Genomic DNA, 8,665 nt, shown 5'->3' with positions numbered 1-8,665 from the left:
CCTAACGCCGGTGTTGTGTGCGGTGATTAGGGGTTCGGCGGGCACCGGCCGCGCGGCGCCGCGCGGCCGGTCCGTTCGTCAAGCGCCCGTGAGGATCACCAGCTGCCCGGTGGCGCGGGTCATCGCCACGTAGCGGTCCACCGCTCCTTCGATGCCGTCGCCGAAACCGTCGGGGTCGATGAGGACGACGAGGTCGAACTCGAGGCCCTTCGACAGCTCCGGGGTGAGCGAGCGGACGCGCGCGGTCGCGTCGAAGGCGGGGTCGCCGATGACGCAGGCGGTGCCGTCGTCGTGCTCGGCGAGCCATGCCCCGAGGACCGCGTCGAGCTCCGCGGTGGACCCGCGCCGGACGGGGACGCCGCTGCTGCGGACCGAGACGGGCACGTTGGCGTCCGGGATCGCGGCCCGGATGACCTGCTCAGCCTCGGCCATGACCTCTTCGGGCGTGCGGTAGTTGATGCTCAAGGAGGCCAGGCGCACCTGGTTCAGGCCGATGCGCCGCAGCCGCTCATCCCACGACTCGGTGAAGCCGTGCCGCGCCTGGGCGCGGTCGCCCACGATGGTGAAGCTCCGGGACGGGCAGCGGCGCAGCAGCATCTGCCACTCGGCGTCGGTGAGCTCCTGGGCCTCGTCGACGATGACGTGCGCGAACGGCCCGGCGAGCAGGTCGGGTTCGGGGGCCTCCAGGTCCTCGTAGTGGACGAGGGCGTCCTGCAGGTCGGCGCCTTTGAGGAGGATCATCTCCTCCACATTGCCGTCGCCGGCCTGGAGTATTTCTTCCACGACGCGGTCGATGACCTGCCGTTCGGAGGCGATCTCGGCCTCGCGGCGGCGGGCCCGGCGGGAGGACTCGGGGTCGCCGAGCCGGTGCCGCGCGGCGTCCAGGAGCGGCAGGTCGGCGGTGGTCCAGGCCTTCGGGTCCTCGCGGTAGAGCAGCGCCACCTGGTCCTCGTCGAGCCAGGGGGCGCACATGCGCAGGAAGTCGGGGACCGCCCACAGTGCCGCGACGAGGTCGGTGGGCTCGATGACCGGCCAGGCCTTGTCGAAGGCCTTGGTGAGCTCGCGGTTGCGGGCGAGGGAGCGGCGCAGCAGGTCCTCCTCGATCTCGTCCTCGTCGTGCTTCTCGGCGATGATGGCGACCAGTTCGTCCCAGATCTGCTCGCGCGCTTCGTTGTGGGGCGTGCCGAGGCCCGCGGCGTCGAACGCGTCGGCCCAGTCGTCGGCGCTGAGCCGGACCTCGGACCAGTGGGTCTCCACGGCCAGCTCCTCGGCGGGCGGGCGCTCGTAGCGGCGCACGGCCGGTTCGAGGGCCTTGACCATGTCCGCGCCGGACTTCAGCGCGGCCACCGCCGGGTCCGCTTCCTCGGGCGCGTCCGCGCCTTCGGGCTGGAGGTCGCGGACGGTGCAGGTCTGCACGCCCTCTTCGCCGAGGCTGGGGAGGACGTCGGCGACGTACGCCAGGTACGGCTGGTGGGGGCCGACGAAGAGGACGCCGCCGCGGTGGTGGCCCACGCGCGGGTCGGAGTAGAGCAGGTAGGCGGCGCGGTGGAGGGCGACGACGGTCTTGCCGGTGCCGGGCCCGCCGTCGACCACGAGCGTGCCGCTCGACCCGGCGCGGATGACGGCGTCCTGGTCGGCCTGGATGGTGCCCAGGACGTCGCGCATCCGCTCGGACCGGCTGGTGCTGAGGCTCGCGATGAACGCGGACTGGTCGTCAAGGGCCGCATGGCCTTCGAGGCCGTCCGTGGTGAAGACCTCCTCCCAGTAGTCGCTGATGCGCCCGCGGGTCCAGCGGTAGCGGCGGCGGCTGGCCAGGCCCATCGGGTCGGCGTGGGTGGCGCCGAAGAACGGCTCGGCGGCGGGCGAGCGCCAGTCGAGCAGCAGGCGGCGGCCGTCGTCACCGGTGAGCCCGAGACGTCCGATGTAGACCGTCTCGCCCCCGGTGGCGACGGTCCGCCCGAGGCACAGGTCGAGGCCGAAGCGGCGCAGGGCGCCGAGGCGGCCGGTCAGCCGGTGGATCTCCCGGTCCCGGTCGGCCGCGGCCTGGCCCTCGAACCGGCCCGTGCCGCCCTCCTCCTTGCGGATGGCGGCGAGGCGGTCGGCGACCTCGGCGATCGACTGCTCGAGACTGGCCGCGATGGCGGCGAAATGGCGCTCGTCGTCGGCGATGAGCGCCGGGTCGGCCTTCGCGGCGAGGCGCTCGGGCAGTTGGAATGCACTGTGGGACTTCGGGTTCACTCAGCGGCTCCCTTCGAGCATTGGAAGTACGAGTGTGAACCATGCTGACCTGCGAAAACACACCCCGGTGCACCCTTGTTCGGCACCCCCGGGCTATATTCTGGAGAGGGAAGCGGCGCAGGCGGCTTCCTTTCTGCGTTTCCGGGCACCGGTGCGCGGGCCGCGCAGACCGGCCCGGAGGCGGCGTCGAGCGCAGGGCCCGCCGCGACACCCCCGGAGCGGTTCCCCTTCACGCCCCTTCCCGCCAGGGCGCTCATCGGCGAGACCGCCCGTTCGGGTGTTTTCCCCGCTGCCCGCTCACCCTGGGTCGGATGGGCGCGATCATCGCGGAAATGCCGATTCGTGGCCATTCCATGCCATGTGACCTGGGCCGAGCCGCAGATCGCCGCCGGGAGATTTATCAAACACCTGTTTGAGGTTGCGCGCTGCCATCAGTTCGGTATGTTGATCTTGATACACATGTTCGACAGATACGGGGGAACTGGTGGCGACATCCGTCGCGGCCGCGCTGGCCGCTGAGCTCGGCCTGCGCACCGCCGCAGAGCTGCGCCCCGCAGCCGAAGCGAGGCCCGGGCGCGAGGCCCGCCTTGCGGGCGGGCCGCCGCCGGACACCGGGGCGCTCGCGACCGCGCCGCACAGTGTTGTCAGTGCGGCGGTCGCCGAACCGCGGCCCGAGGCCGCCCCCGACGCTTCTCGGGTCATCCTGCCCGTCACCCCTGACATTTCCGCGCTGCTGCCCCACGGCGGACTCGCGACTGTGACCGCGATCATGGCCTCGCGGCGCGGGGCGACCTCGCTGCTGTGGCGGCTGCTGGCCGGCCCGACCGGGTCGGGCGCATGGTGCGCGCTGGTCGGGATGCCGCGCGTGTACCCGCTGGCGGCGACGGCCGCCGGGGTCGACCTCGGGAGGGTGGCGCTGGTCGACCCGGGGCCGCTCGTGGTCGAGGCGGCGGGGACGCTGGCCGAGGGCGTCGCCGCGGTGGTGGTGCCGAGCGAAGGGCTCACGCCGACGCAGACCCGGCGGCTGGCCGCCCGCGCCCGCAAGAGCGGGACCGCGATCATCTGGTGGGAGACCCGTCCGGTCTCCGGCGCCGACGCCCGGCTCGAAGTCGCCCGCGCGCGGTGGAAGGGCTTGCGCCCCAACGCCGGCCGCCGCTGGGGCGCCGGCCGCCTCGACGCCTGCGAACTGGAGGTCGCCGCCCACTGGCGCACCGGCGGCACCCGCAACGCCCGGATCTGGCCCTACGGCGGCGAGGCGGAGGCGGCCGGCGAGAACCGATCCGCCCACGGGAACGTCATCGACCTGCACTCGAGGTCCGCCATGGATCGCGGTGCCGCCGAGGCGAACCGCTCGCGGCCCCGTGCGAACGGCGCTCAGCGCGGGCGGTTCGGCGAACGCATTGCGATCGCGGACCGTCAGGCCGATCTCGCGGACTCTGGGGGCCTCCCTCCCTCCCCCTCGCCCACCCACCCCACCACCACCTTGCCGACTGCCACCTCGACCGGGCGCGCTCCGGTCGAGTGTGGTGATGACCCCGGTGCCTCCGGAAAATTCCGGATTCGTTCCGGTGCAGCGGATGCATCCGCCGGCCACTCCAGTGTGGCAGGGGGGTACGACAGTTCAGCACCTTCGGTGACCCAGGTCTCACCCTCAGTGATGGTGCCGCTACTCGACCGTACGCGCCTGCGGATCGACTCCAGTGCGGCCTCCGGTGGCGAGGTGGTTCCTCTTCGGCCTGCCGGAGGCGATCTGCCGTGAGCGTGCAGGTGCGGCGGGCCGGGAGCCGGGTGCTCGTGATGCGGCTCGTGGACTGGGAGGCCGAGGACTCGGCCGCGTTCGAGCCGGTGCTCGACGCGCTCGACCTGCTCACGCCCTATGTCGAAGTGCTCGAGCCCGGCGTCGTCGCCGTGCCGCTGCGGCGCGGGGCGGGCGATGAGGCCGCGTTCTGCGAGACCCTCATCGACACCGTCGCCGGGCTCGTCGACCAGGACTGCCTGACCGGGGTCGCCGACGGCCTGTTCGCCGCCGTCCTCGCCGCCCGCGAAGGGCGGATCGTCCCGGCCGGGCGCGACGCGGCCTTCCTCGCCCGCCGCGACATCCGCGACCTCCAGGCCACCGGCCTGGTCGACCCCGAGACCTGCGAGACCTTGCGGCACTTGGGCATCGACACGCTCGGCGCCTTCCGCGACCTGCCCGGCCAGGCCGTCGCGGAGCGGTTCGGCGCGGCCGTGCGAAGGGCCCAGCTGCTCGCCGCCGGGCAGCTCGCCCGCCCGCTCGTCCCCCGCCCGGCCGCGCCGGAGCTGACCGTGGCCGAGACCCCCGAGACCCCGTACGCCACCGTCGAGCAGGCCGTCTTCGCCGCCCGGCCCCTCGCCGAACGCCTGCTGCGCCTCCTCGACGCGCGCAACCTCGCCTGCACCCGCGTCACGATCACCGCCCGCACCGGCAGCGGCATGGGGCGCCGCCGCACCTGGCAGCTCGACCCCGCCATCGGCGCCGCCGAACTCTCCCGCCGCGTGCGCTGGCAGCTCGAGGGCTGGCTCTCCACCAGCGCCGCAAGCGAAACGGCCGACGAAACCGCGCACGCCATCACCGTGCTCGAGCTCGCCCCCGGCGGGCTCATCGGCCTGGTCGCGGCCGGGCGCGGCCTGTGGGGCGACAAGGGCGCCCGGGACGTGAAGGCCGAGGCCGCCCTGCGGCACGCCCAGAGCCGGTTCGGCCCGGACGCCGTGCAGATCGCCGCCGCCACCGACGGCCGCGACCTCGACGAGCGGTTCGGCGCCGCCGCGTGGGAGGTCGAGCACGCGCCGCCGCCGCCTTCGGGGCCGTGGCCCGGAACGCTGCCCGATCCGCTGCCCAGCCTCATCGGCACCGACGACCACGTCGCCGTCCTCGACGCGGCCGGAGCTCCCGTCCAGGCGCTCGCCAGAGGCGACCTGTCCGCGTCCCCCACCGTGATCGCCTTGGGCGGCAAGCGGATCCCGGTCGTCGCCTGGGCCGGGCCGTGGCCGGTGTCCGAGCGCTGGTGGAGCCCGGTCGCCCGCCGCTACGCGCGCCTCCAGGTCGAGCTCGCCGACGGCCGCGCCGCCCTCCTCGTCTGCGAGGGCGGGCAGTGGAAGGCGGTGGGCTGGTATGACTGACTACGCCGAGCTGCACTGCCACTCCCACTACTCCTTCGCCGACGGCGCGGACGCCCCCGCCGCGCTCGCCGCCGAAGCCGCCCGGCTCGGCCTCAAAGGGCTCGCGATCACCGACCACGACGGCCTGTACGCGATCCCGCAGTTCGACTCGGCCGCAGCCCGGTTCGAGCTCCCCTCGGTCTTCGGGGCCGAACTGAACCTCGACCTGACCCGGGCCCGCCGCGGCCAGGTCGACCCGGCCGGGCGCCACCTCGTCGTCCTCGCCCGCGACCCCGACGGCTACCGCGCCCTCTCGCGCGCCATCACCGCCGCCAAACTCGAAGGCGGCGAGAAGGACCGGCCCCGCTACTCCCTCGCCTCGCTGGGCGCCCACGCGAACGGCGGCTGGCAGATCCTCACCGGCTGCCGCAAAGGCTTCCTCAACGCGGCCCTGGACGCGGGCGGGCCCGACGCCGCCGAGGACGCGCTGCGCGAACTCGCCGACGCCTTCGGCCGCGAGCACCTCGCCGTCGAACTCACCTGCCACGACCTGCCCGGCGACACGGAGCGGATCGAGACGCTCGCGGCCCTGGCCCGGCGCTTCGGTGTACCGGTCGTGGCCACCAACAACGTCCACTACGCGGCCCCGAACCGCGCCCGCACCGCCGCCGCGCTCGCCGCCATCCGGGCCCGCAGCACCCTCGAGGCGACCGACCCGCACCTGCCCGCGAACGCCGGGGCGCACCTGCGCTCAGGCGAGGAGATGGCCCAGCGCTTCGCCGACTTCCCTGCGGCCCTTGAGGAGTCCGTGCGGATCGCCACCGAGTGCGCGTTCCGGCTCAAGCTGCTCGCGCCCCGGCTGCCGCACTTCCCCGTCCCGGCCGGCCACGACGACCACTCGTACCTCAGGATGCTGACCGACGAGGGCGGGGCAGTGCGCTACGGGCCGCGGGGGCGGGAGCGGGTCGCCGGCGCCTGGGACCAGATCGAACGCGAACTGCAGGTCATCGGGGAGCTGGAGTTCAGCGGCTACTTCCTCATCGTCGCCGACATCGTCCGCTTCTGCCGGGAGCACGACATCTACTGCCAGGGCAGGGGATCGGCCGCCAACAGCGCCGTCTGCTACGCCCTCGGCATCACCAGAGTGGACGCCGTGGCGTACGGGATGCTGTTCGAGCGGTTCCTCTCCTCCGACCGCGACGGCCCGCCCGACATCGACCTCGACATCGAATCGGGCCGCCGCGAAGAGGTCATCCAGTACGTCTACGAGAAGTACGGCCGCGACCGGGCCGCATTGGTGGCCAACGTGGTCACCTACCGGCCCCGCTCGGCCGTCCGCGACGCCGCCAAAGCCCTCGGGTACGGCCCCGACCAGGCCCTGGCCTGGTCCAAGCGCCTCCACCGCTGGGGCAGCGTGGACCCCGCGGAGGCCGAGGGCATCCCCGCCGACGTCCAGGCGCTCGCCGGCGACCTCGTCAACATGCCGCAGCACCTGGGCATCCACCCCGGCGGCATGGTGCTCACCGAGCAGCCCGTCAGCGAGATCGTCCCGGTCGAGCCGGCCCGCATGAAGGACCGCACCGTCCTCCAATGGGACAAGGAGGACTGCGCGGACGCGCACCTCGTCAAGTTCGACCTGCTCGGCCTGGGGATGCTGGAGGCCCTGCACCGCATGGTCGACCTCATCGGCGACTTCCACGGCGACGCGGTCGACCTCGCCCTGATCGACCTGAACGAGCGGGTCGTCTACGAGATGCTGCAGCGCGCCGACACCGTGGGCGTGTTCCAGGTCGAGTCCCGCGCCCAGATGGCGACGCTCCCGCGCCTGAAGCCGGAGGTGTTCTACGACCTCGTCGTCGAGGTCGCCCTCATCCGGCCCGGCCCCATCCAGGGCGACTCGGTCCACCCCTACCTGCGCCGCAGGCACGGCGAGCCCTGGGAGCACCTCGTTCCCGAGAAGCTCATGCCCGCCCTGAAGAAGACCCTCGGCGTGCCGCTGTTCCAGGAGCAGCTCATGCAGATCGCCATCGACGCCGCCGGATTCGACGGCGGCGAGGCCGACAAGCTGCGCCGGGCCATGGGCGCCAAGCGCTCCGCCGAGAAGATGGAGGAGCTCAGGCTGCGCCTCTACAAGGGCATGGCCGCGAACGGCATCACCGGCGCGCAGGCCGACCAGGTCTACGAGCAGCTCAAGTCATTCGCCGACTTCGGCTTCCCCGAATCCCACTCCGCCTCCTTCGCCCACCTCGTCTACTCCTCGGCCTGGATCAAATGCCACTACCCCGCCGCGTTCTACGCCGGGCTCCTCGCCAGCCAGCCGATGGGCTTCTACTCCCCCGCCTCGCTCATCGCCGACGCCCAGCGCCACGGCCTCACCGTCCTCGCCCCGGACGTGAACGCCAGCGAAGCGGTCGCCTCCCTCATCCCCTCCGGGCGCGAGCGCCGCGCGCCGATCCTCGGCGAAGCGGACCTGCGCCTGGGCCTCGACAACGTCAAAGGGCTCGGCGAGGCGGCCGCGCTGCGCATCGTGGCCGAACGCGGGCAGGACGGCCCGTTCGAGAGCCTCGCCGACCTCGCCCGCCGGACCGGACTCGGCAAGGAGCGCATGGAGAAGCTCGCCGTCGCCGGGGCCTTCGAAAGCCTCGAACCGGACCGCCGCAAAGCACTGTGGGCGGCCGGAACGGTGGACGAGCGCCCCGGCACGATCCCCGGCACCGGCCCGGCCGCGCCGCCGCCCACCCTGCCCGGCATGAGCGGCGCCGAACTCGCCCGCGCCGACTACACCGGCCTGGGACTCTCGGTCCAGACCCACCCGATGGAGCTGGTCCGCGCCTCGCTCGACGCCGCCGGGATCCTGCCCGCCGCGCGGCTGCCGTTCGCCGAGGACGGCACGCGGATCGAGGTCGCCGGGATCGTCACGCACCGCCAGCGCCCGTCGACCGCGAAGGGCGTCACGTTCCTGAGCCTGGAGGACGAGACGGGGATCGCGAACATCGTGTGCTCCCAAGGGCTCTGGAAGCGCTGGCAAAGCGTGGCGTCGGTGGCGAGGGCGCTGGTGATCAGGGGCGCGGTGGAGAAGCCGCACGATGCGCCCGGGGATGTGATGCCGATGATCGTGGCGGACAAGCTGACGCTCCTGGACCTGAACGGCCCGAGTGCGCCGTCACGGGACTTCCGTTAAAGGAAGCACGGTCGTTGGAGAAGCACAGCCGTTGAAGGCACGGCCGCTGGTCACCGCAGAGTGTCGCGGATCACTGACCCTCAGGGGTACGGAGAGTGCGTCCGGTTCACGTCTTGATTGGTACGA

General features: G+C 73.1%; 4 protein-coding genes. 3 read left to right on the top strand and 1 reads right to left on the bottom strand.

Annotation, left to right across the window (positions count from 1 at the left end; genetic code table 11):
• Window positions 1–78: 78 nt before the first annotated feature.
• Window positions 79–2,238: an RNA polymerase recycling motor ATPase HelR gene (gene helR, locus O2L52_RS02490; protein WP_270113720.1), complete on the bottom strand. Its 2,160-nt coding sequence runs from the start codon at window positions 2,236–2,238 to the stop codon at window positions 79–81.
• 484 nt (window positions 2,239–2,722) lie between these two features.
• Here helR and O2L52_RS02485 point away from each other — a divergent pair, with 484 nt between their 5' ends.
• Genes O2L52_RS02485 through O2L52_RS02475 form a run of 3 tightly spaced genes read left to right on the top strand, consistent with a single transcriptional unit; the run spans window position 2,723 to window position 8,539 of the window.
• Window positions 2,723–3,997, top strand: a complete 1,275-nt coding sequence (locus O2L52_RS02485; RefSeq protein ID WP_270113719.1) for a hypothetical protein — start codon at window positions 2,723–2,725, stop codon at window positions 3,995–3,997.
• The gene (locus O2L52_RS02480) at window positions 3,994–5,379 is read left to right on the top strand and encodes a DNA polymerase Y family protein (RefSeq protein ID WP_270113718.1); all 1,386 of its coding nucleotides are present in this window, start codon (window positions 3,994–3,996) and stop codon (window positions 5,377–5,379) included. Before O2L52_RS02485 ends, O2L52_RS02480 begins: the two co-directional genes overlap by 4 nt.
• Window positions 5,372–8,539, top strand: coding sequence for an error-prone DNA polymerase (locus O2L52_RS02475; protein WP_270113717.1), 3,168 nt, complete (start codon window positions 5,372–5,374; stop codon window positions 8,537–8,539). The genes O2L52_RS02480 and O2L52_RS02475 overlap by 8 nt, the downstream gene beginning before the upstream one ends.
• Window positions 8,540–8,665: the final 126 nt, after the last annotated feature.

The organism is Glycomyces algeriensis, assembly GCF_027622855.1.
Classification (GTDB): domain Bacteria; phylum Actinomycetota; class Actinomycetes; order Mycobacteriales; family Micromonosporaceae; genus Glycomyces; species Glycomyces algeriensis.
This window is presented reverse-complemented; position numbering and strand designations above follow the sequence as displayed.